This window comes from Streptomyces griseosporeus, assembly GCF_014656055.1.
In the GTDB taxonomy this organism is placed as follows: Bacteria; Actinomycetota; Actinomycetes; order Streptomycetales; family Streptomycetaceae; genus Streptomyces; species Streptomyces griseosporeus.
In genome coordinates this window covers 1,040,162-1,066,051 of record NZ_BNBR01000002.1, presented here as the reverse complement: position 1 = coordinate 1,066,051, position 25,890 = coordinate 1,040,162, and the positions used below count along the sequence as shown (strand labels likewise).

The 25,890-nt window shown below is 73.3% G+C and carries 27 protein-coding genes; 14 read left to right on the top strand and 13 right to left on the bottom strand.

The features are described 5' to 3' along the window. Positions 1-28: 28 nt before the first annotated feature. Genes IE308_RS13895 through IE308_RS13880 form a run of 4 tightly spaced genes read left to right on the top strand, consistent with a single transcriptional unit; the run spans position 29 to position 4,093 of the window. The gene (locus IE308_RS13895) at positions 29-778 is read left to right on the top strand and encodes a LytR/AlgR family response regulator transcription factor (RefSeq protein WP_110626684.1); all 750 of its coding nucleotides are present in this window, start codon (positions 29-31) and stop codon (positions 776-778) included. A 2-nt stretch (positions 779-780) separates the two neighbouring features. Further along, positions 781-1,143, top strand: a complete 363-nt coding sequence (locus IE308_RS13890) for a hypothetical protein (RefSeq protein ID WP_190218126.1) — start codon at positions 781-783, stop codon at positions 1,141-1,143. Positions 1,144-1,163: 20 nt separating this feature from the next. Further along, positions 1,164-2,891: a sodium/solute symporter gene (locus tag IE308_RS13885; RefSeq protein ID WP_190218125.1), complete on the top strand. Its 1,728-nt coding sequence runs from the start codon at positions 1,164-1,166 to the stop codon at positions 2,889-2,891. After that, a complete protein-coding gene (locus IE308_RS13880; protein WP_110626681.1) occupies positions 2,888-4,093 on the top strand; it encodes a sensor histidine kinase in 1,206 nt (401 codons plus the stop codon). The genes IE308_RS13885 and IE308_RS13880 overlap by 4 nt, the downstream gene beginning before the upstream one ends. 12 nt (positions 4,094-4,105) lie before the next feature. Here the strand turns inward: IE308_RS13880 and IE308_RS13875 are convergent, their stop codons facing one another. The 5 genes from IE308_RS13875 to IE308_RS13855 form a co-directional block, all read right to left on the bottom strand. Then, positions 4,106-4,288 carry a hypothetical protein gene (locus tag IE308_RS13875; protein ID WP_162655394.1) on the bottom strand — a complete coding sequence of 61 codons (183 nt, stop codon included), beginning with the start codon at positions 4,286-4,288 and terminating at the stop codon, positions 4,106-4,108. 59 nt (positions 4,289-4,347) lie between these two features. Next, positions 4,348-5,307 (bottom strand): cytochrome c oxidase assembly protein, encoded by a 960-nt coding sequence (locus tag IE308_RS13870; protein ID WP_190218124.1) that lies wholly within the window; start codon positions 5,305-5,307, stop codon positions 4,348-4,350. Positions 5,308-5,410: 103 nt separating this feature from the next. Further along, positions 5,411-6,436, bottom strand: coding sequence for a 6-phosphofructokinase (locus tag IE308_RS13865; protein WP_190218123.1), 1,026 nt, complete (start codon positions 6,434-6,436; stop codon positions 5,411-5,413). A 201-nt stretch (positions 6,437-6,637) separates the two neighbouring features. Continuing rightward, positions 6,638-7,366 carry a type 1 glutamine amidotransferase gene (locus tag IE308_RS13860; protein WP_110626678.1) on the bottom strand — a complete coding sequence of 243 codons (729 nt, stop codon included), beginning with the start codon at positions 7,364-7,366 and terminating at the stop codon, positions 6,638-6,640. Between the two features lie 17 nt (positions 7,367-7,383). Next, positions 7,384-8,622, bottom strand: a complete 1,239-nt coding sequence (locus tag IE308_RS13855) for a MurT ligase domain-containing protein (protein ID WP_110626677.1) — start codon at positions 8,620-8,622, stop codon at positions 7,384-7,386. A 146-nt stretch (positions 8,623-8,768) separates the two neighbouring features. Here IE308_RS13855 and def point away from each other — a divergent pair, with 146 nt between their 5' ends. Then, entirely contained in the window at positions 8,769-9,323 is a 555-nt protein-coding gene (def, locus tag IE308_RS13850) for a peptide deformylase (RefSeq protein ID WP_190218122.1), read from the top strand. A 55-nt stretch (positions 9,324-9,378) separates the two neighbouring features. Here def and IE308_RS13845 read toward each other — a convergent pair whose 3' ends face one another. Beyond that, positions 9,379-10,035 (bottom strand): TetR/AcrR family transcriptional regulator, encoded by a 657-nt coding sequence (locus IE308_RS13845; protein WP_110626676.1) that lies wholly within the window; start codon positions 10,033-10,035, stop codon positions 9,379-9,381. A gap of 173 nt (positions 10,036-10,208) precedes the next feature. Between IE308_RS13845 and IE308_RS13840 the strand changes: the two genes are divergently transcribed. Then, the gene (locus tag IE308_RS13840) at positions 10,209-11,435 is read left to right on the top strand and encodes an acyl-CoA dehydrogenase family protein (RefSeq protein ID WP_190218121.1); all 1,227 of its coding nucleotides are present in this window, start codon (positions 10,209-10,211) and stop codon (positions 11,433-11,435) included. A 73-nt stretch (positions 11,436-11,508) separates the two neighbouring features. Here the strand turns inward: IE308_RS13840 and IE308_RS13835 are convergent, their stop codons facing one another. The 5 genes from IE308_RS13835 to IE308_RS13815 form a co-directional block, all read right to left on the bottom strand. Further along, positions 11,509-11,742 carry a DUF6213 family protein gene (locus tag IE308_RS13835; protein WP_110626674.1) on the bottom strand — a complete coding sequence of 78 codons (234 nt, stop codon included), beginning with the start codon at positions 11,740-11,742 and terminating at the stop codon, positions 11,509-11,511. A gap of 25 nt (positions 11,743-11,767) precedes the next feature. Beyond that, entirely contained in the window at positions 11,768-13,162 is a 1,395-nt protein-coding gene (locus IE308_RS13830; RefSeq protein WP_190218120.1) for an NADP-dependent succinic semialdehyde dehydrogenase, read from the bottom strand. 74 nt (positions 13,163-13,236) lie between these two features. After that, positions 13,237-13,704 (bottom strand): NUDIX hydrolase, encoded by a 468-nt coding sequence (locus IE308_RS13825; protein ID WP_190218119.1) that lies wholly within the window; start codon positions 13,702-13,704, stop codon positions 13,237-13,239. Next, positions 13,701-15,239 carry an ATP-dependent DNA ligase gene (locus tag IE308_RS13820; protein ID WP_190218118.1) on the bottom strand — a complete coding sequence of 513 codons (1,539 nt, stop codon included), beginning with the start codon at positions 15,237-15,239 and terminating at the stop codon, positions 13,701-13,703. The genes IE308_RS13825 and IE308_RS13820 overlap by 4 nt, the downstream gene beginning before the upstream one ends. A gap of 137 nt (positions 15,240-15,376) precedes the next feature. Then, positions 15,377-16,306 (bottom strand): NAD(P)/FAD-dependent oxidoreductase, encoded by a 930-nt coding sequence (locus IE308_RS13815; RefSeq protein ID WP_190218117.1) that lies wholly within the window; start codon positions 16,304-16,306, stop codon positions 15,377-15,379. A gap of 78 nt (positions 16,307-16,384) precedes the next feature. Between IE308_RS13815 and IE308_RS13810 the strand changes: the two genes are divergently transcribed. The 6 genes from IE308_RS13810 (at position 16,385) to IE308_RS13785 (ending at position 21,728) form a co-directional block, all read left to right on the top strand. Next, positions 16,385-17,002, top strand: a complete 618-nt coding sequence (locus IE308_RS13810; protein WP_110626670.1) for a helix-turn-helix domain-containing protein — start codon at positions 16,385-16,387, stop codon at positions 17,000-17,002. A gap of 107 nt (positions 17,003-17,109) precedes the next feature. Further along, positions 17,110-18,081 carry an NADPH:quinone oxidoreductase family protein gene (locus IE308_RS13805; protein WP_190218116.1) on the top strand — a complete coding sequence of 324 codons (972 nt, stop codon included), beginning with the start codon at positions 17,110-17,112 and terminating at the stop codon, positions 18,079-18,081. Continuing rightward, complete coding sequence (locus IE308_RS13800; protein ID WP_190218115.1) at positions 18,078-19,259, top strand: acyl-CoA dehydrogenase family protein; 1,182 nt, start codon at positions 18,078-18,080, stop codon at positions 19,257-19,259. The genes IE308_RS13805 and IE308_RS13800 overlap by 4 nt, the downstream gene beginning before the upstream one ends. Then, positions 19,256-20,329, top strand: a complete 1,074-nt coding sequence (locus tag IE308_RS13795) for an acyl-CoA dehydrogenase family protein (protein WP_190218114.1) — start codon at positions 19,256-19,258, stop codon at positions 20,327-20,329. The genes IE308_RS13800 and IE308_RS13795 overlap by 4 nt, the downstream gene beginning before the upstream one ends. Positions 20,330-20,558: 229 nt before the next feature. Then, positions 20,559-21,422, top strand: a complete 864-nt coding sequence (locus IE308_RS13790; protein ID WP_190218316.1) for a phosphatidylinositol-specific phospholipase C/glycerophosphodiester phosphodiesterase family protein — start codon at positions 20,559-20,561, stop codon at positions 21,420-21,422. 111 nt (positions 21,423-21,533) lie between these two features. Further along, complete coding sequence (locus IE308_RS13785; RefSeq protein ID WP_110626666.1) at positions 21,534-21,728, top strand: hypothetical protein; 195 nt, start codon at positions 21,534-21,536, stop codon at positions 21,726-21,728. A gap of 30 nt (positions 21,729-21,758) precedes the next feature. Here IE308_RS13785 and IE308_RS13780 read toward each other — a convergent pair whose 3' ends face one another. Both IE308_RS13780 and IE308_RS13775 read right to left on the bottom strand, forming a co-directional pair. Then, positions 21,759-22,955 carry a phosphodiester glycosidase family protein gene (locus IE308_RS13780; RefSeq protein ID WP_229908889.1) on the bottom strand — a complete coding sequence of 399 codons (1,197 nt, stop codon included), beginning with the start codon at positions 22,953-22,955 and terminating at the stop codon, positions 21,759-21,761. A 219-nt stretch (positions 22,956-23,174) separates the two neighbouring features. After that, entirely contained in the window at positions 23,175-23,606 is a 432-nt protein-coding gene (locus tag IE308_RS13775; protein WP_190218113.1) for a PaaI family thioesterase, read from the bottom strand. 70 nt (positions 23,607-23,676) lie between these two features. Between IE308_RS13775 and IE308_RS13770 the strand changes: the two genes are divergently transcribed. Then, the gene (locus tag IE308_RS13770) at positions 23,677-24,114 is read left to right on the top strand and encodes a MarR family winged helix-turn-helix transcriptional regulator (RefSeq protein WP_190218112.1); all 438 of its coding nucleotides are present in this window, start codon (positions 23,677-23,679) and stop codon (positions 24,112-24,114) included. A gap of 193 nt (positions 24,115-24,307) precedes the next feature. After that, the gene (locus tag IE308_RS13765) at positions 24,308-25,858 is read left to right on the top strand and encodes an alpha-amylase family protein (protein WP_229908859.1); all 1,551 of its coding nucleotides are present in this window, start codon (positions 24,308-24,310) and stop codon (positions 25,856-25,858) included. The last annotated feature ends 32 nt before the right edge of the window (positions 25,859-25,890 follow it).

Here is a 25,890-nt window from a genome sequence, read left to right as displayed (position 1 = left end):
CCGCCGAATGCTCCTACACTCACCGTTCATGCTGCGCGCCCTCGCCGTCGACGACGAACGCCCCTCGCTGGAGGAACTGCTCTACCTGCTGAGCGCCGACCCCCGCATCGGCAGCGTGGAGGGCGCCGGCGACGCCACCGAGGCCCTGCGCCGCATCAACCGCGCCCTGGCGTCGGGCCCGGGCGGACCGGACGCCCTCGACGTCGTCTTCCTCGACATCCAGATGCCCGGCCTCGACGGACTCGACCTCGCCCGGCTGCTCACCGGCTTCGCGCACCCCCCGCTCGTCGTCTTCGTCACCGCCCACGAGGACTTCGCCGTACAGGCCTTCGACCTCAAGGCCGTCGACTACGTCCTCAAACCCGTCCGCAAGGAACGCCTGGCCGAGGCCGTCCGCCGCGCCGCCGAACAGCGCGGCGCCACCCCGCGCATCCCGGTCAGCGAACCCGACCCCGACCACATACCCGTCGAACTCGGCGGCGTGACCCGGTTCGTCGCCGTCGACGACATCACGCATGTCGAGGCCCAGGGCGACTACGCCCGCCTGCACACCGGCAGGGGCAGCCACCTCGTCCGCATCCCGCTGTCCACCCTGGAGGAGCGCTGGCGCGCCCGCGGCTTCGTCCGCATCCACCGCCGCCACCTCGTCGCCCTGCGCCACATCGGCGAACTCCGGCTGGACGCCGGCACCGTCAGCGTCCTCGTCGGCGGCGAGGAACTCCAGGTCAGCCGCCGCCACGCGCGCGAGCTGCGGGACCTTCTGATGAGGAGGAGCTGACCGTGCCGGCCGACCCCACCGAACGCCGCGTCCTCGTCACCGGCCCGCCCCGCCGCACCCGCCGCGCCCCGGGACGACCACACCGCCCCCGCACCGAGATCGACGAGCAGACCACGCTCGGCCACACCTACGTCCGCTCCCTGATGCGCGCCCAACTGCGCGCCGCCCTCACCGTCTTCGCCGTCCTCGCCCTGCTGGTCGGCCCGCTGCCGCTGCTGTTCGCCGCCCTGCCCGACGCCCGCCGCCTGGAGTGGGCCGTCCTCGGCTTCTGCCTGTACGCCCCGCTCGTGCTGCTCGCCCGCTGGTACGTCCGCCGCGCCGAACGCAACGAACGGGACCTGGTGCGGCTGGTCGAGGACCGGTGAGCCATGGGTGAACCGCCCCGATGAACCCCAGCTACGCCGTCCCCGCCGTCGCCCTCGTCGTCGTCGCCACCGTCCTCGTCGGCGCCTTCGGCCTGCGCATATCCCGCACCACCTCCGACTTCTACGTCGCCTCCCGCACCGTCGGCCCCCGCCTCAACGCCGCCGCCATCAGCGGCGAGTACCTCTCCGCCGCCTCTTTCCTCGGCATCGCCGGACTGGTCCTCGTGCAGGGCCCCGACATGCTCTGGTACCCGGTCGGCTACACCGCCGGATACCTCGTCCTGCTCCTCTTCGTCGCCGCCCCGCTGCGCCGCTCCGGCGCCTACACCCTGCCCGACTTCGCCGAGGCCCGGCTCGCCTCCCAGGCGGTACGGCGGCTCGCGGGCGCCTTCGTCGTCGGCGTCGGCTGGCTCTACCTGCTGCCCCAGCTGCAGGGCGCCGGACTGACGCTGTCCGTGCTGACCGGGGCGCCCGACTGGCTCGGCGGGGTCATCGTCGCCGCCGTGGTCACCGCGACCGTCGCCGCGGGCGGCATGCGCAGCATCACCTTCGTCCAGGCCTTCCAGTACTGGCTGAAGCTCACCGCCCTGCTCGTCCCCGCGCTCTTCCTGATCGCCGCCTGGCAGGCCGACGGCGCGCCCCGGCACGCCTTCGAGGAACCGGCAGGCTTCCGCGAGCAGCGGATCGTCCGCGTCGACGACCGTGTCGACCTGAAGCTCGGGCGCCCGCTCACCGTCACCGTCGACGGCACGGTGGACGGCCGCCCCCACGACGGCACCCGGCTCACCCTGCCCCCCGGCACCCACCGCATCGAGCGGGGCACCGAGCTGACCTTCGACCGCGGCACCCCCGTCCCCGCCGCCGACCGCGCCCCCGGCGGTGCCCTCGCCCCCTCGCGCGCCGAGAGCCGCGAGGAACGGCCGCTGTACGCCACGTACGGGCTGATCCTCGCCACCTTCCTCGGCACCATGGGCCTGCCGCACGTCGTCGTCCGCTTCTACACCAGCCCGCACGGCGTCGCCGCCCGCCGCACCACCGTCGCCGTGCTCGCCCTGATCGGCGCCTTCTACCTGCTGCCACCCGTCTACGGCGCCCTCGGCCGCCTCTACGCCCCCGAACTCACCCTCAGCGGCGACGCCGACGCCGCCGTCCTCCTCCTGCCCGGCCGCATGCTCGGCGGCACCGGCGGCGACCTCCTCGGCGCGCTGATCGCCGGAGGCGCCTTCGCGGCGTTCCTGTCCACCGCCTCCGGGCTCACCATGGCCGTCGCCGGCGTCCTCACCCAGGACGTGCTGCCCTCGCGCGGCGTCCGGCACTTCCGGCTCGGCACGGTCATCGCCATGGCCGTACCGCTCGCGGCGAGCGCCCTGGTCGGCGGGCTGCCGGTGGCCGACGCCGTCGGGCTCGCCTTCGCGGTGTCGGCGTCGTCGTTCTGCCCGCTGCTCGTCCTCGGCATCTGGTGGCGCCGGCTCACCCCGCCCGGCGCCGCGGCCGGCATGCTCGTCGGCGGCGGCACGGCGTTCGCCGCGGTCGCCGCCACCATGGCCGGCTTCCCCGGCACCGGCGCCGCCCACGCCCTGCTCGCCTGGCCCGCCCTGTGGTCGGTGCCGCTGGGCTTCCTCACCATGATCCTGGTCTCCCTGGCCACGCCGGGCCGCGTCCCGGCCGGCACGGCGGCCATCCTGGCCCGCTTCCACCTGCCGGAAGAGCTGCGCACGGAGGTCCGCACGGAGGTGACGACCCCGTGAGCGACTTCCTCGCCGGACTGTTGGTCGCCGTACTGCCGCTGCTGGGGATCGGCTTCTGGCTCGGCCGGCGCACCGCGCACCCCGAGGCGCCCGGCGAGCTGGGCACCCCGGTCGAACACGCCACCTTCCAGACCCTGCACACCGCCTCCCTCGCCGCGCCGCCGCTGCGGGCCGGGCTGACCGAGGAGACCGCCCGCAAGTCGGCCCGCCGGCTGCGCTCGCTGCTCGGCACGGACGCCCTGTGCCTCACCGACGACCGGCGGGTCCTGGTCTGGGACGGCGTCGGCGCCCACCACCGCGCCGAGGTGCTGGAACGGCTGGCCGGGCCGCTGGAGACCGGCCGCGGCGAGGCGTTCCGCCTCGACTGCGACACACCCGACTGCCCGGTGCGCTGGGCGGTGGTCGCCCCGCTCACCGTCGACGACCGCGTGCACGGCGCGCTCGTCGCGTGCGCGCCCCGGGAGTCCGCGGTGCTGGTGCGGGCCGCGGGGGAGGTCGCCCGCTGGGTGTCCGTGCAGCTGGAGCTGGCCGACCTCGACGACTCCCGCACCCGGCTCATCGAGGCCGAGATCAAGGCGCTGCGGGCGCAGATATCCCCGCACTTCATCTTCAACTCGCTCGCGGTGATCGCGTCCTTCGTCCGCACCGACCCCGAACGCGCCCGGGAGCTGCTGCTGGAGTTCGCCGACTTCACCCGCTACTCGTTCCGCCGGCACGGCGACTTCACCACGCTCGCCGACGAGCTGCACGCCATCGACCACTACCTGGCACTGGTCCGGGCCCGCTTCGGCGACCGCCTGTCCGTCACCCTGCAGATCGCCCCCGAGGTGCTGCCGGTCGCGCTGCCGTTCCTGTGCCTGCAGCCCCTCGTGGAGAACGCCGTCAAGCACGGCCTCGAAGGCAAGACGGACAAGTGCCACATCCAGATCACCGCGCAGGACGCGGGCGCCGAGGCGCTCGTCGTCATCGAGGACGACGGCGCCGGCATGGACCCCGCCCTGCTGCGCCGCATCCTGGCCGGCGAGGTCAGCCCGTCCGGCGGGATCGGCCTGTCCAACGTCGACGACCGGCTCCGCCAGGTGTACGGCGACGACCACGGCCTCGTCATCGAGACCGCCCCCGGCGCAGGCATGAAGATCACCGCCCGGCTGCCGAAATACCAGCCGGGCGTGCACACCGCGGGGCGGATCGACCGCCCCTGAGCCGGACGTGCCTCAGGCGCTGCGCGTGGCGATCATCCCCAGCGTGATCAGGCCGAGCACGACCCAGCCGAACCACAGCCAGCCGTTGCTGCCGAGGGCCACCGTGTAGGCCGTCACGACGACGAGCCCGCCGATGGTGATCGCTCCCATGGTCTTCGTGGAACCGGGCGTGGAACCGGGCATGGATCCGGGCATCGCAACACCCTCCTCAGGGTCGGCACCCCTCCATGGTGCCCCGGCTCCGGGCCGCCCACCTAGGCTTCCGACCGGCCCTGTGCGTTCAGCGAGGCCAGATAGGCGTTGTACGCCTCCAGCTCCTTGTCGCCGTCGCGGTCCGCGGCGCGGTCCTTGCGGCGGGCCTGCCGCTGCTCGGAGCCGTACCACTGGAACAGCAGCGCGATCAGCACCAGCACGGACGGGATCTCGCTGAACGCCCACGCGATGCCGCCGGCCGCGTTCTGGTCGGAGAGCGCGTCGATGCCGAGCGAGGCGGGCGGGTTGCGGAAGGTGTCGACCATCGGCGTGGACGCCATCATCAGCGCGATGCCGAAGAACGCGTGGAACGGCATGCCCGCGAACAGCTCCAGCATCCGCATCAGGTACCCGGGCCGGTGCGGGCCCGGGTCGACGCCGATGATCGGCCAGAAGAACACCACGCCGACGGCGAGGAAGTGCACCATCATCGCCGCGTGCCCCGTCCTGGAGCCCATCAGGAAGTCGAACAGCGGCGTGAAGTACAGGGCGTACAGGCTCGCGATGAACAGCGGGATCGTGAACACGGGGTGCGTGATGATCCGCATGTAGCGGCTGTGCAGCAGGGCGAGCAGCAGCTCCCGGGGGCCCTTGCGGCCCCGCCCCGCCACCGGCAGCGCGCGCAGCGCCAGCGTGATCGGGGCGCCGAGCAGCACGAGGATCGGCGACAGCATGCTGATCACCATGTGCTGGACCATGTGCACGCTGAACATGACCATGCCGTAGTCGTTCAGCCTGGTGCACATCATCAGCCCGACGGTGAGCACACCGACGACGTACGACACCGTCCGGGATACCGGCCAGGCGTCGCCGCGCCGCCTCAGCCGCACGACACCCCACCCGTACAGGGCCAGCCCGAGCAGGCAGGCCACGAGGAAGAACGGGTCCGCGGACCACTGAAGCCCCCGCCCCAGCGTGAACGGCGGCAGATCCATGGTCATGCCGTGCCCGCTGTGATCCATCCGCCGGCTCCTGATTCATGGGGTTGTGCGGTTTCTGTCCGCACTCAGGTTACGGCGCACCCCGGCCACGTCCGTGACCGGGGTGGGGAAGGGGAAGGCGCGGCTAGAGCACGCACTCCGCTTCGGCGTACCGCTCCTCCGGAACGGTCTTGAGCGTCTTGACGGCCTCCGCCAGCGACACCATCACGATGTCGGTGCCCCGCAGCGCCGTCATCATCCCGAACTCGCCCCGCTGCACCGCCTCCACCGCGTGCCAGCCGAACCGCGTCGCGAGGACCCGGTCGTAGGCGGTCGGGGTGCCACCGCGCTGCACATGCCCGAGGATGACCGGCCGGGCCTCCTTGCCGAGCCGCCGCTCCAGTTCGACCGACAGCTGCCGGGCGATCCCGGCGAACCGCTCGTGGCCGTAGATGTCCTTGCCGCCCTCGTCGAACTCCATGGACCCGGGCTTCGGCTTGGCGCCTTCCGCGGCGACGACGATGGCGAACCGCTTGCCCGCCGAGAACCGCTCGCCGACGCGCTCGGCCAGCTCCTCGATGTCGAAGGGCCGCTCGGGGACGACGATGGCGTGCGCGCCGGCCGCCATGCCGGAGTGCAGGGCGATCCAGCCGGTGTGCCGGCCCATGACCTCGACGACCAGGACGCGCTGGTGGGACTCGGCGGTGGTCTTGAGCCGGTCCAGGGCCTCCGTCGCCACACCGACGGCCGTGTCGAAGCCGAAGGTGACGTCGGTGACGGCGATGTCGTTGTCGATGGTCTTCGGCACGCCCACCACCGGCAGACCCGCGTCGGACATCAGCCGGGCCGCCTTGAGCGTGCCCTCGCCGCCGATCGGGATGATCGCGTCCAGGCCGAGGTCACGGACGTGCCCCTTGGCCCGCTCCACGCCGTCCCGCAGATGGGAGGGCTGGACCCGGGACGAACCGAGGATCGTGCCGCCGCGGGCGAGGATGCCGCCGACCGCGTCGAGGTCGAGCTTGAGGTAGTCGCACTCCAGGAGGCCTTTCCAGCCGTCCCGGAAGCCGATGACCTCGTCGCCGTGGTCGGCCACGGCGCGGTGCACGACGGACCGGATGACGGCGTTCAGGCCGGGGCAGTCGCCGCCGGACGTGAGGACACCAATGCGCATAGCCCGAAAAACCTTCTCCACGTGGGCCGGGACCGGACCGCGCTGTCCGGCTCGATCCCCGCCACCCTAGCGGTATCGGGGGGCGGGGGAGCACCACGCGTCCGCCTGCTGGAATGCCCCGCTCACCTGTGCGGACGAGGCATCAGACGGGCCCGTGAACCCCGGCCGAAACCGGGGTTGCGCAAGGGTTGCCCGGGCGGGTCACGCCGGCTGCTGAGCGGCCGCGATGCGCTCGTTGCGCAGCGCCTCGTACCAGCGGTCGTCGGTCGGCGGCAGCGCGTTCACATCGAGGGCCAGCTTCAGCAGCAGGTCCGCGATGAGCGGGTTGCGGGCGAGCACCGGCCCGTGCATGTACGTGCCGAAGACGGTGCCGTTGTACGCGCCCTCCGTGCCGTCCCCGGTGCCGTTGCCGTTGCCGAAGCGGACGTTGGCGAAGGCGCGGGCGGTGGGGCCGAGGTGGGTGACGCCCTGGTGGTTCTCGAAGCCGGTCAGCGGGGGCAGGCCGAGCTGCGGATCGATGTCGCCGAGGACGTCACCGACGCAGCGGGCGCCCTCGCCGCGCACCGAGACGACGTCGAGCAGGCCGAGGCCGGGCTCGCGCTGGCCGAGGTCGTTGATGAACTCGTGGCCGAGGATCTGGTAGCCGGCGCAGACGGAGAAGACGATCGCGCCGTTGTCGACCGCCCGCTGCAGCCCGCCGTCGCGGCGCAGCCGCTCGGCCGCGAGCCGCTGCGGGCGGTCCTCGCCGCCGCCGATCAGGTAGATGTCCCCGGACGTCGGGATCGGCTGGTCGCTGCGCACGTCGAGACGGGCCACGTCCAGGCCGCGCTGCCGCGCGCGGCGCTCGACGACGAGGACGTTGCCCTGGTCGCCGTAGGTGCTGAGCAGGTCGGGGTAGACCCACACGACCCGCAGGCTGTTGTCGCTCACGAAAGTCCCCTGGTGTGTCAGTTGCCGACGCGGCGGCGCAGGTCCTGGAAGGCGGTGTAGTTGGCGATGACCTCGATCCGGCCCGGCGGGCACATCTGGACCGCCTGGTCGAGGTCGTCGCAGACCTGGAAGTGCTGGTCGGCCACCTCCAGACGGACCGCGAGGTCGAGCTTGCGGTCGCCGAGCACGAAGATCGGGTGACCGGTCAGCCGCGTGTAGTCGACGTCCCACAGCCAGGAGGTGTCGGTGCCGTCGGCGCCGCGCGCGTTCACCGAGAGGATCACCGGGCAGGGCGGCGGGTCGATCAGGGAGAAGGTCTCCAGCCAGCCGGCCGGGTTCTTCGCCAGCAGCAGCCTGAGGTCACGGCCCTGGAACTGGACGACGTCGTAGCGGCCGGCGACGGCCTGCACGGAGTACATGCGCTCCAGCGCGACCTGCGGCGGGACGCCGAAGACGGCGGCGACGGCCGCGGAGCTGGCGGCGTTGGCCTTGTTGGCGCGGCCGGGCAGCTGGAGGTGGATCGGCCAGGCCGAGCCGTGCGGGTCGAGGACGTGGTCGCCGTGGAGCACCCAGCTCGGCGCGGGGCGGCGGAAGCCGCACTCGCCGCAGAACCAGTCGTCGCCGGGCCGCTGCATCACGCCGCCGCAGGACGGGCAGGACCAGGCGTCGTCCTTCCACATCTGGCCGGCCGCGACCCAGATCACGTTGGGGGAGGAGGACGCCGCCCACACCACCAGCGGGTCGTCGCAGTTGGCGACGATGACGGCCTTGGAGCCGGCCAGGCCCTCGCGCCAGTTCTCGGCGAGCATGCGGGTCTCGGCGGCGCGGTCCAGCTGGTCGCGGGAGAGGTTGAGCAGCGCGATGCACTTGGGCTCGGTGTCCCGGGCGACCCCGGCCAGGTACTTCTCGTCGACCTCGATGACGGCGAACTTGGCGTCCGAGCCGCCCGCGAGGGCCGAGGTGATGCCGGCCGGCATGTTGGCGCCGAGCGCGTTGGAGACGACGGGGCCGGCGGCGCGCAGCGCCTCGGCGATGAGCCGGGTGGTGGTGGTCTTGCCGTTGGTCGCCGAGACCAGGACGACGTCCAGGTTCTGGGCGAGCTTGGCGAGCAGATCCGGGTCGAGCTTGAGGGCCACCCGGCCACCGATCACCGAACCGCTGCCGCGTCCGGCGGCGCGCGATGCCGCAGCGACCGCCTTGCCCGCGGTCACGGCCAGCTTGGCCCGCGGCGTGAGCGGGTCCGAGTTGCCTGCCATCAGTTCTCGATCCTCCTTGCGTACGCGCCGCGACTAAGCCTGACGGCCACGTGGTGTGGACCTCAGCCTATCGAGATCCATTCGCACTCCCGAACCACGGCCCGCGCGCGGCGGGCGCGGGCCGAGGGCACCGTACCCTTGCCGCCATGCGACACGGCTCGATCCCGGGCGCCCGCGGGCGCGTCCGGCCCCTCACCCTGCTCGGCGACCCGATTCTGCACCAGCCCTGCGAGGACGTCACCGCCTTCGGTCCGGAACTGGCGACGCTGGTGGAGGACTTGTTCGCCACGATGTACGCGTCGCAGGGGGTGGGCCTGGCGGCCAACCAGGTCGGCGAGCCGCTCCGGGTGTTCGTGTACGACTGCCCGGACGACGAGGACGTCCGGCATCTCGGACATGTGGTGAACCCGCGCCTGGTGGAGGCGGACGGCGTGGTGATCCGCGGCCCGGAGGGCTGCCTGTCCCTGCCGGGCCTGGAAGCGGGCACGGAACGCCACGACCACGCGGTGGTCGAGGGCTTCACGGTGACCGGGGATCCGGTCACCGTGCACGGGACGGGGTTCTTTGCCCGTTGTTTGCAGCACGAGATGGACCACCTGGAGGGCAGGGTCTACGCGGACCGGGTCAAGGGCTGGCGCCACCGCAAACTGATGCGACAGGTCGGCCGGGCGTCGTGGTGCCGGGGAAGTGTCCCCACCTAGGGGCGCGGGGAACTGCGCGACAAGCCCCCACCGACCCGCAGGCGAAGAACGACCTTCAGAACCCGGGACCCCCGATTTTGTCCCCCGCCGCCGCCAGGCGACCCCACAGCAGGTCGGCAAGACTGCGCACCAACTCCTGCCGCGAGCAGGGGCGTTCACCCAGCCACCAGTCACCCGCCGCATGCATCATGCCGACGATCCCGTGCCCCCACACCCGGGCCAGCTGCTGCCCCCCGGGCCCGAGGTCGAGCCGCTCCTCGATGACGGTCGCCAGCTCCTCGCCCATCCTGCGGAGCAGCGGCGCGCTGTGCTTGCCGACGTCGAAGCCCTGGTCGCCGCCCTGGTCCCCGCTCTGGCTGCCCTCCGCCGGATGCATCAGGAACCGGTACACCTGAGGGCGCGCCTCGATCGCGGCGAGGTAGGTGTCGAGGGTGGCCTCGACGCGCTCACGTCGGTCGGCCGGCGCGTCCAGCGCCGCCCGCAGCGAATCGAGGAGCGCGTCCGTGTGCCGCTTGGCGAGCGCCGCGTACAGGCCGCCCTTGTCGCCGAAGTGCCGGTAGAGGATCGGCTTGGTGATGCCGGCCTCTGCCGCGATGGCGTTCATCGAGGCCTGCGGCCCGTCGCGCAGCACCACCCGGTCGGCGGCCTCCAGCAGCTCGCGCCGTCGGCGGTCGGCGGACCGCTGCTGCTCGGTCCGCTGCGTGGTGTCCATGTGCTCTCCCCACCCGTGCTGTTTCGGTGACGCCAGCGCAAACTAACACTGACCGCGCCCACCAGCTCGAACGGGCTGCCGACCGGTCGTCGGGAGTTGACTTTCCCTACCCGTCGGTAACAGACTGCGGTTACCGCAAGTAACACGCAGCATGCGTCGCCGCTGGAGGGGACATGGCCGAGTTCACCATGGAGCTCAACGACGAACAGAAGGAAGTCCGGGACTGGCTCCATGGCTTCGCCGCCGATGTGATCCGCCCCGCGGCCGCCGAGTGGGACGAGCGCGAGGAGACCCCCTGGCCGGTCATCCAGGAGGCCGCCAAGGTCGGCATCTACTCCCTCGACTTCTACGCGCAGCAGTACTTCGACCCCACCGGCCTCGGCATCCCCATGGCGATGGAGGAGCTGTTCTGGGGCGACGCGGGCATCGCGCTCTCCATCGTCGGCACCGGCCTCGCCGCCGTCGGCGTCCTCGCCAACGGCACCGAGGAGCAGATCGGCACCTGGATCCCGCAGATGTACGGCGACCAGAACGACGTCAAGGTCGCCGCCTTCTGCTCCTCCGAGCCCGACGCCGGCTCCGACGTCGCCTCCATGCGCACCCGGGCCGTCTACGACGAGGCCAAGGACGAGTGGGTGATCAACGGCACGAAGACCTGGGCGACCAACGGCGGCATCGCCAACGTCCACGTCGTCGTCGCCGTCGTCGACCCGGAGCTGGGTTCCAAGGGGCACGCCTCCTTCATCATCCCGCCGAACACCCCGGGCCTCGCGCAGGGCCAGAAGTTCAAGAAGCACGGCATCCGCGCCTCCCACACCGCCGAGGTCATCCTCGACAACGTGCGCGTCCCCGGCTCCTGCCTGCTCGGCGGCAAGGAGAAGCTGGACGAGCGCCTCGCCCGGGCCCGCGAGAAGGCCAAGCAGGGCGGCGAGCGCGTGAAGAACGCCGCGATGGCCACCTTCGAGGCCTCCCGCCCCGCCGTCGGCGCCATGGCCGTCGGCACCGCCCGCGCCGCCTACGAGGTCGCCCTCGACTACGCCAGGACGCGCGAGCAGTTCGGCCGCCCGATCGTCGACAACCAGGGCGTCGCCTTCCAGCTCGCCGACATGCGCACCCAGATCGACGCCGCCCGCCTGCTGGTGTGGCGCGCCTCCTGGATGGCGATCAACGGCAGGCCGTTCACCGCGGCAGAGGGCTCGATGTCCAAGCTGTTCGCCAGCGAGACCGCCAAGAAGGTCACCGCCCAGGCCATCCAGATCCTCGGCGGCAACGGCTACACCCGCGAGTACCCGGTGGAGCGCATGCACCGCGACGCCGCGATCTACACCATCTTCGAGGGCACGAGCGAGATCCAGCGCCTGGTCATCGCCCGCACCCTGTCCGGGATGCCGATCCGCTAGCGCAGGCCGACCGCGCCCGGCGTGCGAACGCCGGGCGCCGCACCCGGAGGGTGTCCCACCACGCCGGGCGGCCCTACGGCGCTCCGCTGCTGTGTGCGATGCACGCCACGTCGATCCGGTCGGCCAGCTTGGCCAGCTCGATGGTGAGGGCCGCGACGGTGTCCTCGTCGAGGCCCTCCTCGCCGTTCTCCACCAGCCGCAGCCACCGCCCGCCCAGGGTCCGCAGCAGCTTGCTCACGTCGGCGGCGGCCACCTGCAAGGCCCCGCGGTCATCGACGATCAGAGGCAGAGTCACTTCGCGGTTCACACCCGCGATCGTAGCCGCGCGGCCCTCACGCACCGTGCCAAACCGTCGTGATGTTGCAGAACTCGCGGATTCCGTGCCCGGACAGCTCACGCCCGTACCCCGACCGCTTCACCCCGCCGAACGGGAACGCCGGATGGGAGGCGGTCATGCCGTTGACGTACACGCTGCCCGCCTCCAGGTCCCGTACGAACCGGTCGATCTCGCTCTCGTCCCGGGTCCACACGTTGGAACTCAGTCCGAAGGGGGAGTCGTTGGCGATCAGCACCGCCTCGTCCAGGTCGCCCGCCCGGTACAGCGTGGCGACCGGCCCGAAGGCCTCCTCGCGGTGGATGCGCATCTCGCGGGTGATGCCGGACAGCACGGTCGGCGGGAAGTACCAGCCCGGCAGCTCGGGCCGGCGCAGGCGGTGGCCGCCGCACAGCGCGGTGGCGCCGCTGCGCACGGCGTCGTCGACCAGCTCCTCCAGGTCGTCGCGGCCCCGCTCACTGGCGAGCGGGCCGACGTCGGTCTCCTCGTCCATCGGGTCGCCGATCTTCAGCGCCTTCATCCCGGCGACGAACTTCTCGGCGAAGGCGTCGTAGACGTCCGTGTGGACGATGAACCGCTTGGCGGCGATGCAGGACTGCCCGTTGTTCTGCACCCGGGCCGTCACCGCGACCTCGGCGGCCCGGTCGAGGTCGGCGGAGGGCATCACCACGTACGGGTCGCTGCCGCCCAGCTCCAGCACCGTCTTCTTGATCATCTCGCCCGCGGTGGAGGCGACGGCCCGGCCGGCCGGCTCGCTGCCGGTGAGGGTGGCCGCCTTGACGCGCTCGTCGCGCAGGACGTCGTCGACCTGCGCCGAGCCGATCAGCAGGGTCTGGAAGCAGCCCTCGGGGTAGCCCGCCCGGTGGAACAGGTCCTCCAGGTACAGGGCCGTCTGCGGGACGTTGGAGGCGTGCTTGAGCAGGCCGACGTTGCCGGCCATCAGCGCGGGCGCGGCGAAGCGGATCACCTGCCACAGCGGGAAGTTCCACGGCATGACCGCGAGCACCGGGCCGAGCGGGCGGTAGCGGACCCGCACCCGGGAGGCGCCGGAGTCCTTCACGTCCGTCTCGGCGGGCTCCTCGTCGGCGAGCAGTGCCTCGGCGTTCGCCGCGTACCAGCGCATCGCCTTCGCGCACTTGAGGACCTCGGCCCGGGCCTGCTTGACCGGCTTGCCCATCTCGGTGGTCAGCATGCGGCCGGCGTCCCGCTCGTCCTCCTCCAGGAGGTCGGCGGCCCGGTTCAGCAGACGGGCGCGCTCGGCGAAGCCCGTCGTGCGGTACGTGCGGAAGGTGGCCTCGGCGAGCTGGAGCCGGCGCTCGACCTCCTCCTCGCCCATGGCCTCGTACGTCTTGAGCGTCTCGCCGTTCGCCGGGTTCACCGTTGCGATGGGCATGACCGACCTCCCTGGGAGCGGGCTGTGCTTCGACCTTCGCGCGCGGCGCCCCCGACCGCAACGCGGGTGCGCTCTCAGAGCGAGTGCTCCGCCAGTCGGTCCAGAAACGCCGACTGCGCGGTGACGATCACCTCACGCGCCCGCTCCAGACCGAACCACGCCACCCGGTCCAGCTCGGGGAACTCCCGCATCCGCCCCGAGCGCGGCGGCCACTCCATCAGGAACGTGCCGGGGACCACCGTCGCCGGGTCCAGGTCCGCCCGGACCGCCCACGCGGTGACGACCTTGCCGTTCTTCTGCCGGACCTCGCCGAGCGGTACGGCCTCCCCGTCGGGCGGCTCCAGGCCCAGCTCCTCGCGGAACTCGCGGCGGGCCGCCTCCCAGGCCGGCTCGCCGGGGTCGTACTCGCCCTTGATCACGGTCCACGCGCCGGCGTCGCGCCGCGCGAAGAACGGGCCGCCCATGTGGCCGAGCAGCACCTCCAGGCCGTCCCCGGACCGGCGGTACAGCAGCAGGCCCGCGCTCCTGACGGGTCCGGTCACGGCCGCACCTCCGGGTGCGCGGCCAGCAGCGTCTCGACCGTGTCGGCCTCCTCGGGGCGCTTGTCCTCGCGGTAGCGGACCACGCGGGCGAAGCGGAGGGTGACGCCGGCCGGGTAGCGGGTGGAGCGCTGGAGGCCGTCGTAGGCGATCTCGACGACGAGTTCGGGGCGTACCTTCACCACCCAGCCGTTGTCCTCGACGGCCAGCTCCTGCAGGCGTTCGGTCTGCCAGGCGAGCATCGCGTCGGTCATGCCCTTGAAGGTCTTGCCGAGCATGGCGAAGCCGCCTTCGCCGGTGCGGGCGCCCAGGTGCAGGTTGGACAGCTTGCCGGTGCGGCGGCCGTGGCCCCACTCGGCGGCCAGCACCACCAGGTCGAGCGTGTGCACGGGCTTGACCTTCAGCCAGGACGCGCCGCGCCGGCCCGCGCTGTAGGGCGCGTCGAGGGCCTTGACGACGACGCCCTCGTGGCCGCGGGCCAGGGTGTCGGCGAGGAACCGTTCCGCCGCGGGGATGTCCCGCGGCCCCTCGGCGAGGGCGCGGCGCACCCGCATCGGCTCGGGCACCAGCCGGGCGAGGACCGCGTGCCGTTTGGCGAAGGGGAGGTCCAGCAGGTCCTGCCCGTCGACCGACAGCGCGTCGAAGAAGACGGGGGAGACGGGCACCTCGGCCGCTGCCTTGGCCACGTCGGTCCGGGACCCGACCCGCCCGGCCGTCTCCTGGAAGGAGCGGGGCCGCCCGTCCGCGTCGAAGGAGATCACCTCACCGTCGAGGATGAACCGCTCGCCGCTCAATTCCCTCGCGGCAGCGGTCACTTCGGGCAGCCGGTCGGTGATGTCGTCCAGGGTGCGGGTGTGGACGCGCACGGTGTCGCCGTCCCGGTGGACCTGGACGCGGATGCCGTCCAGCTTCTCCTCCACCGCGCAGGCGCCCAGCTTCTCCACGGCCTCGGCGACCGAGGAGGCGGTGTGCGCCAGCATCGGCAGCACCGGGCGGCCGACGGTGAGCCGGAACCGCTCCAGAGCCCCGGGCCCGTCGGCGAGCAGCGCCTGGGCGACCGTCTGGAGCGACCCGGCCAGCATCACCGCTCGCCGCACCTGGGCCGGATCGGCGCCGGTCGCCTGGGCGAGCCCCTCCACGGCGACGGCGTCCAGCGCGCCCTGGCGCACCTCCCCGCTGAGCAGGCCGAGCAGGAACCGCTGCTCGGTCTCGGTGGCGGCGCCCATCAGCTCACCGACGATCCGGATCCGCTCGGCCTGCGAACCGGGGCCGGACACCTTGCCCAGCTCGCCGAGCACGGCGTCGACCTCGCGCACCGTGAGCGAGGGCTCCGCGGCCGGCGGGACCGGCCGGCTCAGCACCTTCCAGCCCACCCCGATCCGCCCCTGCGGCAGCCGTCCGGCCAGGTAGGGGATGACGACCGGAACGTCGTCGGCCTCCGCCTCCCGGAACAGCTCCGCGAGCAGCGCGGTCTTGCGGTTGCGCGCGGCCGTGGCCGCGACCTCCCGGGACACTTCGGCAAGCCGGTGCAGCAGCATGCAGCCATGGTGCCCCGGGGTGGCGGGGGTTACATCCGGGGTGCGCGTGCGGGCGGTGGGGTTGCGGGGTGGGGGGTGGCCGGAGCAGTACCCGTACCCGCCCTCGTACCGCCGCCGGACGGCCCCGCTGCCCCGCGCTACACCCCCGCGGCCACGTCCAGGTCCGCGAACAGCAGCTCGCCGTTGATCGCCGCGCCGGCGCGGTAGCCACGGCTGGCCGCGTTGATCACCTGCTCGGCGAAGCCGGAGGCGTTGCCCGCCGCCCACAGGCCCGGCACGGTGGTCTGGCCCCGTTCGTCGATCACCGGGTACGCCCCGAACGGTGTGTCGCGCAGCTCGGCGCCCAGCCGCTGCAGCAGCTCGTTGCGGGGCACGGCACGCGGCGCCACGAACACTGCCTCGCGCGCGTGCACCGTGCCGTCCGCCAGCCGCACCCCGGCCAGCCGGTCGTCCTCGACGACCAGCCCGGCCACCTCGCCCGGCACGATCCGCACCCCCGCCGTTGCCAGCCGCCGCAGGTCCTCCGCGGTCAGCTCGCTCTCGGCGACGGTGTGCAGGAAGAGGGTCACGTCCTTGGACCACTGGGTGACCATCAGCGCCTGGTGCGCGCTCAGCGGGCTCGTCGCCAGCACCCCGAAGGCCTGGTCGCGCACCTCCCAGCCGTGGCAGTACGGGCAGTGCAGCACGTCCCGCCCGAACCGCTCGGCCACGCCCGGTACGTCCGGCAGCTCGTCCCGCAGGCCGGTGGCGACGACCAGGTGCCGGGCGCGGACCGTCCGCCCGCCCGCCAGCGTCACCAGGAAGCCGTCCGCCCGGCGCGCGTCCACCGCCCGGTCCCGGACCAGCTCCACGCCGTACCGGGCGATCTCCTCGCGCCCCACGGCGAGGAACTCGGCCGGCGCCATCCCGTCCCGCGACAGGAAGCCCTGCATGTGCGCGGACGGCGCGTTGCGCGGCTCGCCCGCGTCCACCACCAGGGTCCGGCGCCGCGCCCGGCCCAGGACGAGCGCGGCGGACAGCCCGGCGGCACCGCCGCCCACGACCATCACTTCGTACGACTCGGTCATGGTGACCACCTCCTGGCGCGAGGGTCACCCCGGTGGCACGGGATTGACAAATCGCGTTGCTGTTTCTGCAATACGACCATGACCACGGACGAAGTACTCGCGAACGTCGGCCCCCGCCTGCGGCGGATCCGCAAGGAACGGGAGGTGACGCTCGCGGCACTGTCCGAGGCGACCGGCATCTCCGTCAGCACGCTCTCGCGGCTGGAGTCCGGCCTGCGCAAGCCCTCGCTGGAGCTGCTGCTGCCGATCGCGCAGGCCCACCAGGTGCCGCTGGACGAGTTGGTCGGCGCGCCGCCGACCGGCGATCCGCGGGTGCGCGCCAAGCCGATCCAGCGGGGCGGCCGCATCCTGTACCCGCTCACCCGGCAGCCCGGCGGCCTCCAGGCCTACAAGATCATCGAGCCGCAGCGCACCGTCACGGAGCCGGAGCCGCGCACCCACGAGGGCTACGAGTGGCTGTACGTGCTGTCCGGGAGGCTGCGGCTGGTGCTGGGGGAGCACGACGTGGTGCTGGGCCCGGGGGAGGCGGCCGAGTTCGACACCCGGGTGCCGCACTGGTTCGGCACGACGGGCGAGGGGCCGGTGGAGTTCCTGAGCCTGTTCGGACCGCAGGGCGAGCGGATGCATGTGCGGGCGCGGCCGGCGCGGCCCGAGCGTGCGTCGGGCGACCGTTCGGAGCGGCCGCCCCGGAAGTGACGTACGCAACCGTGGGCCGGGGGGCCCGCGCCTGTTCCCTGTCGGCAAGCGACCGCTTAGTATGCCCGGGAACCCGGACGGACGACGCAGTCTTGTGGAGGCCCCCCATGCAGGCATGGCAAGTGCACGAGAACGGCGAGCCGAGCGAGGTGATGCGCCTCGCCGACGTCGAGCGCCCCACGCCCGGTGACGGCCAGGTCCTGCTCAGGGTGCGCGCCGCCAACGTCAACTTCCCCGACGCCCTGCTGTGCCGGGGCCACTACCAGATCCGGCCCCCGCTGCCCTTCACGCCGGGCGTGGAGATCTGCGGCGAGACCGAGGACGGCCGCCGGGTGCTCGCCAACCCGGCGCTGCCGTACGGCGGTTTCGCCGAGTACGCCGTCGCGGACGCCGCGGCCCTGCTGCCCGCGCCCGAGTCGCTGGACGACGCCGAGGCCGCCGCCCTGCACATCGGCTACCAGACGGGCTGGTTCGGCCTGCACCGCCGCGCGCACCTGGAGGCCGGCGAGACGCTGCTCGTGCACGCCGCCGCCGGCGGGGTCGGCAGCGCCGCCGTCCAGCTGGGCAAGGCCGCCGGCGCCACGGTCATCGGCGTCGTCGGCGGTGCCGAGAAGGCCGCCGTCGCCCGCGAGCTGGGCTGCGACGTGGTGATCGACCGGCGGGCCGAGGACGTCGTCGCCGCGGTCAAGGAGGCCACCGGCGGACGCGGCGCCGACGTGATCTACGACCCGGTCGGCGGCGAGGCCTACGCGCAGTCCGCCAAGACCGTCGCCTTCGAGGGCCGGATCGTGGTCGTCGGCTTCGCCAGCGGCACCATCCCCAGCCCCGCCCTCAACCACGCGCTGGTGAAGAACTACTCGATCCTGGGCCTGCACTGGGGCCTGTACAACACCAAGAACCCCAAGCTGGTCCAGCACTGCCACGAGCAGCTCACCGAGCTGGCCGCCCGCGGCGCCATCAAGCCGCTGGTGAGCGAGCGCGTGCCGCTGGACGGGGCCGCGACCGCCGTGCAGCGCGTCGCCGACGGCGTGACGACCGGCCGGGTCGCCGTCGTCCTGGAGAAGGGAGCCGCAGCATGACCGACGCCGAGGAACTGCGCAGCCGTACCAGGGAGTTCCTGGCCGCGCACCCGCCCGCGTCCACCGACCGCCTGGACTTCCTCCGGGCCCGCTTCGACGCCGGCCTCGCCTGGGTCCACTACCCGGAGGGCCTCGGCGGCCTCGGCGCGCCGCGCAGCCTGCAGGCCGTCGTGGACGCCGAGCTGGAGGCCGCGGGCGCCCCCGACAACGAGCCGCGCCGCAACGGCATCGGCCTCGGCATGGCCGCGCCGACGATCCTCAAGTACGGCACCGACGAGCAGAAGCAGCGCTTCCTGAGGCCCCTGTGGACCGGCGAGGAGGTGTGGTGCCAGCTGTTCAGCGAGCCCGGGGCCGGCTCCGACCTGGCCGCGCTCGGCACCCGCGCCGTCCGGGAGGGCGACGAGTGGGTCGTCAACGGGCAGAAGGTGTGGACGTCCGGCGCGCACAACGCCCGCTGGGCCATCCTGATCGCCCGCACCGACCCGAGCCTGCCCAAGCACGCCGGCATCACCTACTTCGCCTGCGATATGACCGACCCCGGCGTCGACGTCCGGCCGCTGCGCCAGATCACCGGCGAGGCGGAGTTCAACGAGGTCTTCCTCACCGACGTCCGCATCCCCGACACCGACCGCCTCGGTGAGGTCGGCGACGGCTGGCGGGTCGCGCAGACCACCCTCAACAACGAGCGCGTGGCCATCGGCGGCATGGCCCTGCCCCGCGAGGGCGGCATGATCGGCAAGGTCGCGAAGACCTGGCGCGAGCGCCCCGACCTGCGCACCCACGACCTGCACCAGCGGCTGCTGACCCTGTGGGTCGAGGCCGAGGTCGCCCGCCTCACCGGTGAGCGCCTGCGCCAGCAGCTCGTCGCCGGCCAGCCCGGCCCCGAGGGCGCCGGCATGAAGCTCGGCTTCGCCCGCCTCAACCAGGTGATCAGCGGCCTGGAGGTGGAACTCCTCGGCGAGGAGGGCCTGCTGTATGAGGACTGGACCATGCGCCGCCCCGAGCTGGTCGACTTCACCGGCCGCGACGCCGGCTACCGCTACCTGCGTTCCAAGGGCAACAGCATCGAGGGCGGGACCAGCGAGGTCCTGCTGAACATCGTCGCCGAGCGCGTCCTGGGCCTGCCGGCCGAGCCGCGCACCGACAAGGACGTCGCATGGAAGGACCTCGCCCGATGACGGATCTTCTCTACTCCGAGGAGGAAGAGGCGCTGCGCGCCGCGGTGCGGGACCTGCTGGGCGACCACTGCGACGCGGCGGGTGTGCTCGCCCGCGCCGAGTCGGACGCCCCGCACGACCGCGCGGCCTGGAAGGCGCTCACCGACGGCATGGGCCTCGCCGGCCTGCTGGTGCCCGAGGAACTCGGCGGCCAGGGCGCCTCCCACCGCGAGGCGGCCGTCGTCCTTGAGGAGCTGGGCCGGGCCGTCGCCCCGGTGCCGTACCTGACGAGCGCCGTCGTCGCCACCGAGGCGCTGCTGGCCTGCGGCGCCGACGAACTGCTCGCCGAGCTGGCCTCCGGCCGCACGATCGGCGCCCTCGCCGTCGGCCTGCACCGCGCGCCCGGCGCCGCCTTCCCCGCCGTACGCGTCGAGGACGGGCTGCTGCACGGCGAGCTGACCGGCATCACGGACGCCGCCGTCGCCGACATCCTGCTGGTGCCGGCCGAGGACGGCGGGCTCTACGCGGTGCCGGCGGACGCCGTCACCGTCACCCCGCAGGTGCCCCTGGACCTCACGCGGCCGGTGGCGACGGTACGGCTGGACGGCGCGGCGGGCCGCACGCTCGGCGACGCCGGACCCGCCGTACGCCGTGCCCTGCGCGCCGGAGCCGGACTGCTCGCCTCCGAGCAACTCGGGCTCGCCGACTGGGCGCTGACGGAGACCGTGCGCTACCTGAAGGAGCGCAAGCAGTTCAACCGGCCCGTCGGCTCCTTCCAGGCGCTCAAGCACCGGCTGGCCCAGCTGTGGCTGGAGGTCGTCAACCTGCGCGCGGCGGCGCGCGCGGCGGCGGACGCCCTGGCCACCGGCGAGGACGCGGACGTCACGGTCGCCGTCGCCCAGGCCTACGCCGCGCCCGTCGCCGTACGGGCCGCCGAGGAGGCCCTGCAACTGCACGGCGGCATCGGCATGACGTGGGAGCACCCGGTCCACCTCTACCTGAAGCGGGCCAAGGCCGACTCCATCGCCTACGGCACCGCGGGCGCCCACCGCTCCGCCCTCGCCGCGCTGGTCGACCTCCAGGCCCCCTGACGGGCCCTCCTCGCTGACGCCCGCCCCACCCACCAGGGGCGGGCGTCGTCGTGCGCGCGGTGAACAACCGCCGGCGGTCCGGCCAACTCCTGTCACGCGCATGCCCTTTGGGCGTGCGGGGCCCGCATACTCGCTGAGGCCCCGTACGACCCAAGGGAGGCAGCGCATGGCCCGCACGCCCGGACGCCCGGCCCTCACCACCGACCCGATGGCCCCCGCCACCGGCCCCATGGCCCCCACCACCCGGCGCAGAGCCCTCACCACCCTCGGCGCCGCCCTCGCCGGCACCGCCGCACTGCCCGTGACCCGGGCGTCCGCCGGTGAACGGCACCGCGGCCCCCGCCCGTTGTGGAAGGCCCACGCCCACAACGACTACGAACACCCCCGCCCCCTCCTCGACGCCCTCGACCACCGGTTCGGCAGCGTCGAGGCCGACATCTACCTCGTCGGCGACCAGCTCCTCGTCGCCCACGACCCCGAGGACCTCGACCCGGCCCGCACCCTCGAATCCCTCTACCTCGACCCGCTCGCCGCCCGCGTCCGCGCCCACCACGGCTCGGTCTACCGCGGCTACCGGGAACCGCTCCAGCTGCTCATCGACATCAAGACCGAGGGCGCGTCGACCTACCTCGAACTCGACCGCCATCTCGCCCGCTACCGGCGCCTGTTCACCACCTACGCGCACGGCCGGGTCCGCCCGGGCGCGGTCACCGCCGTCGTCTCCGGCGACCGCGCGGCCCGCGCGCCGATGGAGGCGCAGACCGTGCGACGGGCCTTCTACGACGGCCGGCTGGCCGACCTCGGCGGCCCGGCACCCGCCTCCTTCGCCCCGCTGATCAGCGACAACTGGACGCTGAACTTCACCTGGCAGGGCGTGGGCCCCTTCCCCGCCGGCGAGCGGCAGAAACTACGCGCCATCGTCGGACAGGCGCACGCCCGGGGACAGCGGGTGCGCTTCTGGGCCACCCCGGACACGCCCGGACCCGCCCGCGACGCGCTGTGGGCGGAACTGCTCGCCGCGGACGTCGACCATCTCAACACCGATGACCTGGCAGGCCTCGAGTCCTTCCTGGACGCCCACCGGCCGGCGTAGACACCACACGTTCGGAGGACAGGTCTGCCGCCCGGACGAACCCTCCCCTACGCCACACTTGCGGCCGAACGCCGTGTACCGGACGTCGCGGCGCGGCGGAGGAGGTTGACGATGGCCGTGTCCATTTCCGTGGTACTGCTCCTGCTGATCCTGGCGGTGATCTTCGTGCGCAGCGGAGGGCTGAAGTTCTCCCACGCGCTCGTCTGCCTGCTGCTCGGCTTCTACCTGGCGGGCAGCAGCATCGCCCCCACCATCCACAGCGGGATCACGGCCACGGCGAGCATCGTCTCCAGCCTGCGGCCGTGAACCCCGGGGGTGGTGTGACGGCTTGGCGGTTCACTCTCCCGTGAAGACGCCGATCCCGTTCGGGACGGGCCGTTCGGCCCCGCCGGAGGGGTGGTTGCGGACGGAGACCACGGGCGCGCCCGGCTCTCGGGCGACGAGCGTCGACGATCCGCCGCCGTCGAGGCTGAAGCCGTCCTGGGCGCCCAGATCGCGCAGGACGTCCGCGACTTCGGCGATGGTCAGACCCGTGCGGTACTCGGGCGCCCCGTCCAGCGCGAGCAGCAGCACGCGCCGGCCGCCGTCGGCGAGCCCCACGGCAGTGCGCACGGCGGCCGTCCGGTCGTCCAGGCCGGGCAGCGGCGTCCCGCCGCCGAGGACGGGATAACCGCCCAGCGCGAACCGGTACGGCAGCCCGGACGCCGCCGCCACCAGCCGGTGCCGCACCGTCACCCGCTCGCCCACGGACAGCTTCCGCAACCACTGCGCGCCCGCCTCCCGGCCGACGAGCACGGTCGTGCCGGGCGGTACCGCACCGCTGCCCGGTGTCCCGGCCGCCGCGACCACCCGGCCGTCGCGGACGGTCACCTCGTAGATGTCGGTGCTGCACGGCGCGGCCCGGTCGGTGTCCGTGCCGCAGGTGGCGCGCACCCGGGAGGCGCCGCCCCAGTCCGCGGTGAAGGCGCCGACGGAACCGACCGGCAGCGCGTACTGGTTCAGCCCGCCCAGCGGCAGCCGGCCGTCCGGTGTGCCGACCCAGCCGTCGAGGGTGAGGCGGCCCGTCCGGGCCCGCCGGTCCGCGCCGACGCCGATCACGTCCTCGGTGCCGGTGCCCGGAGGCAGCGCGGGGCCGAACCGCTGCCCGTCCGGCACCGCCGCCTTCAGCGCCCGTCCGTCCGCGATCGCCGGTCCCACGCTCGCCCCGGTCGCCTCCACGCCCGGGTGCTGGGTCTCCGTGATGTTGAAGAAGTCCCCGTTGACGCCCGCGACCGCGCCCTGGGCGTCGGCCAGCCGGGAGACCGGGGCACGCGCGGCCACCGCGCCGGGATACAGCAGACCGAGCCGCACCTTGGGATCGCGCAGGTCCACGCTCAGCACATGGGCGTGGGCGGTGCCCTTGGCGCCCTCGACGTCGAACTGCCCGTACTCCACACCCGGCGCGACCGGCACCCCGCCCGGCAGGGCACTGGCCGGCGCCGCCCCCGCGAGGGCCGCACCAGTCAGCGCGCCGAGTGTCAGGAGAACCGCCAGGACGGATCTGCCGACCGAGCCCGCTCTCCTCCGCCCTGGTTCCCTTCCTCGCCCGCGTGCTCTTCCCGTCCTCCGGCGCCCCTGACGCAGCGTCACGCTTCTCCCCTGAGGTTTCGTCAAGTGTCCAAGGCCTCAGGGGAAGTGCATCAGAAGGTGGCGCGCGGCGGGGTGTCCCTGCGCCGACTGCACCCGAAAGGGCGAGCGAACAGATGCGGTCGCTCAGTCCAAGAGGACCGCGATCGTGCCCTGCGCCACCGCGCAGAGCGTCCAGGGGCCGTCCGCGTCCCGCGTGCTCAGGTCGCAGCGGCAGCTGACCCGGGTCCGCCCGGCCCGCACCACCGTGGCGTGCGCCCGCAGGACGGCGCCGCGCGCGGGCCGCAGGTAGTCGATGCTGAAACCGGCCGTCGCCACCCGGGAGCCGACCGCGCTGCCCGCGGCGAAGGCCAGCGCGTTGTCCGCGGCATAACTGAGCACGCCGCCGTGCACATGGCCGAACTGCTGGAGCAGCTCCTCGCGGATGTCCAGCTCCACCGTCGCCTCGCCCTCGCCGAAGGCGGTCAGACGGGTGCCGAGCAGGACGCTGAACGGCTGCGCCGCCAGCACCTTGCGGGCGATGCCGAGGCCGGGGAGGTCGTGCGCGGGCTCCGGCATGGGGGACCATCCTCACTTCAGTAGTGAAGTGAGGATGGTCGTGACCCGTCGCGTCTGTCAAGATCGGGCCATGTCCGAGCCCGCCGCCGAAGCCGACCTGCGTCTGTACTTCCTCCTCCAACGGGCCGCGCACCAGCTGCGTACCTCCGCCGACCGGCGTCTTGCCGACGCCGCCGGCATCACCACCGCACAGCTCGGTGCCCTGTTCGCGGTCCAGGACCGGCCCGGCATCACCCAGCAGCAGCTTGCCCGCACGCTCGGCCTGCGCGAGTCCGCGGTCACCGGCCTCGTGACCCGGCTCACCACCGCGGGCCTCGTCACCAAGCAGGCCCACCCGAGCGAGCACCGAGCCGTGGTGCTCGACCTGACGGACACGGGCACCGCGGCGCTGCGCGCAGCCCAGCCGGAGATCGACCGCTTCAACGCCGAACTGCGAGCCGTTCTCGGCGACGACGGCTTCGCCCGGACGGCGGTGGCGCTGCGGCGGCTGGTGGAGTGGGGGACGTGACCCACGGCTGAAGCGGGTCACATATCCGCCCGCACAGCGGATGCCGTTCCCCGGTTCCGCGGCCAGACTGGTCGGGACGCCTTCGAGCCGAAGGGGGGAGAGGCCTGTTCGGCACGCACGACCCGGAGGCCTTCCGCGGCGGCCTCCCGGACGCGGCCACGCCATGAGCACGCCCTCCCAGGGAGCCCACGCCATGAGCGACACCACCAGCTTCACCACCAGCACCACGAGTGCCTTCACGGAAACCGCCCTTCCTTCCCAACCGGTCGTGTACGAGGTGAACACCCGCGTGTGGCTGCGGGAGATCGAGCGGCGCACCGGCCGCCCGACGGGCCTGGGCGACGTCCCCGGGGAGGCCTGGGACGAGATCACCCCACACGGGGTGGACGCCGTCTGGCTGATGGGCGTGTGGGAACGCAGCCCCGAGGGCTTGCGCATCGCCCTGGACAACGCCGACCTGCGTGCGTCCTTCACCCGGGCGCTGCCGGACGCGGGCCCCGACGACATCGCCGGATCGCCCTACTGCGTGCGCCGCTACGAGGTCGACGCCGCGCTCGGCGGGACCGCTGGCCTCGCTACCGCCCGCGCCGAACTGGACCGCAAGGGCGTCGGCCTGCTCCTCGACTACGTGCCCAACCATGTCGCCCCTGACAGCCCCTGGCTGACCGAGCACCCCGACTGCTTCGTCCGCGGCACCCCCGGCGACCTCGCCCGAGACCCCTCCGCCTATCTCGCCGCCCACGGATCCGTCTTCGCCCGCGGCCGGGACCCCTTCTTCCCGCCCTGGCCGGACGTCGTGCAACTCGACGCCTTCAGCCCGGCCCTGCGGACCCTGACCGCCGACACCCTCACCGCCATCGGCGCACAGTGCGACGGCGTCCGCTGCGACATGGCCATGCTCCTGATGAACGACGTCTTCTCCCGCACCTGGGCCGCGCACGCCGGCTCGGTCCCCGAGGACGACTTCTGGAGCACCGTCCTGCCCGCCGTCCGCAGCCGCCGCCCCGGCATGCTGTTCATGGCGGAGGCGTACTGGGACCTCGAACGGGCCCTCCAGCAGCAGGGCTTCGACCTCACCTACGACAAGCGGCTCTACGACCGGCTGCTGCACGAGGACGCCGCCTCGGTACGCGGCCATCTGACCGCCGGCCCGGACTACCAGCGCCGCCTCGTCCGCTTCCTGGAGAACCACGACGAACCGCGCGCCGCGAGCACCCTCGCCCCGGACCAGGAGCGAGCGGCCGCCGTCATGATCGCCACCCTGCCCGGAGCGACGCTCTGGCACGAGGGCCAGTTCACCGGCCGCCGCACCCACCTGCCGGTCTTCCTGACCCGGCGCCCCGACGAACCGGCCGACGAGGCCCTGCGCACCTTCCACGCACGCCTGCTGACAGCCGTCGCCGACAGCGGGATGCGCCTCGGGAGGTGGCGGCTGCTGGAGTGCACCGGCTGGCCCGACAACCCCAGCCACCGCGACCTGCTCGCCTGGTGCTGGACCGGCGACACCGGCCGGCGCCATCTGGTGGTCGTCAACCTCTCGGACCGACCCGCCCAGGCCAGGATCCGCCTGCCCTGGGCCGAACTGGCCGTCGGCAGCTGCCGCTTGACGGACCTCCTCGACGACGTGCGCTACGTCCGTGACGGGCGCGAACTGCTCGACGCGGGGCTCTTCGTCGACCTGGGCGGCTGGGGCCACCACGTGTTCACCGTCGAGCCCGAGTCCGAGCCCAGGCACGGCGGCTGAGGCGGACCTGCCGACGCGCCCGGCGGGAGCGG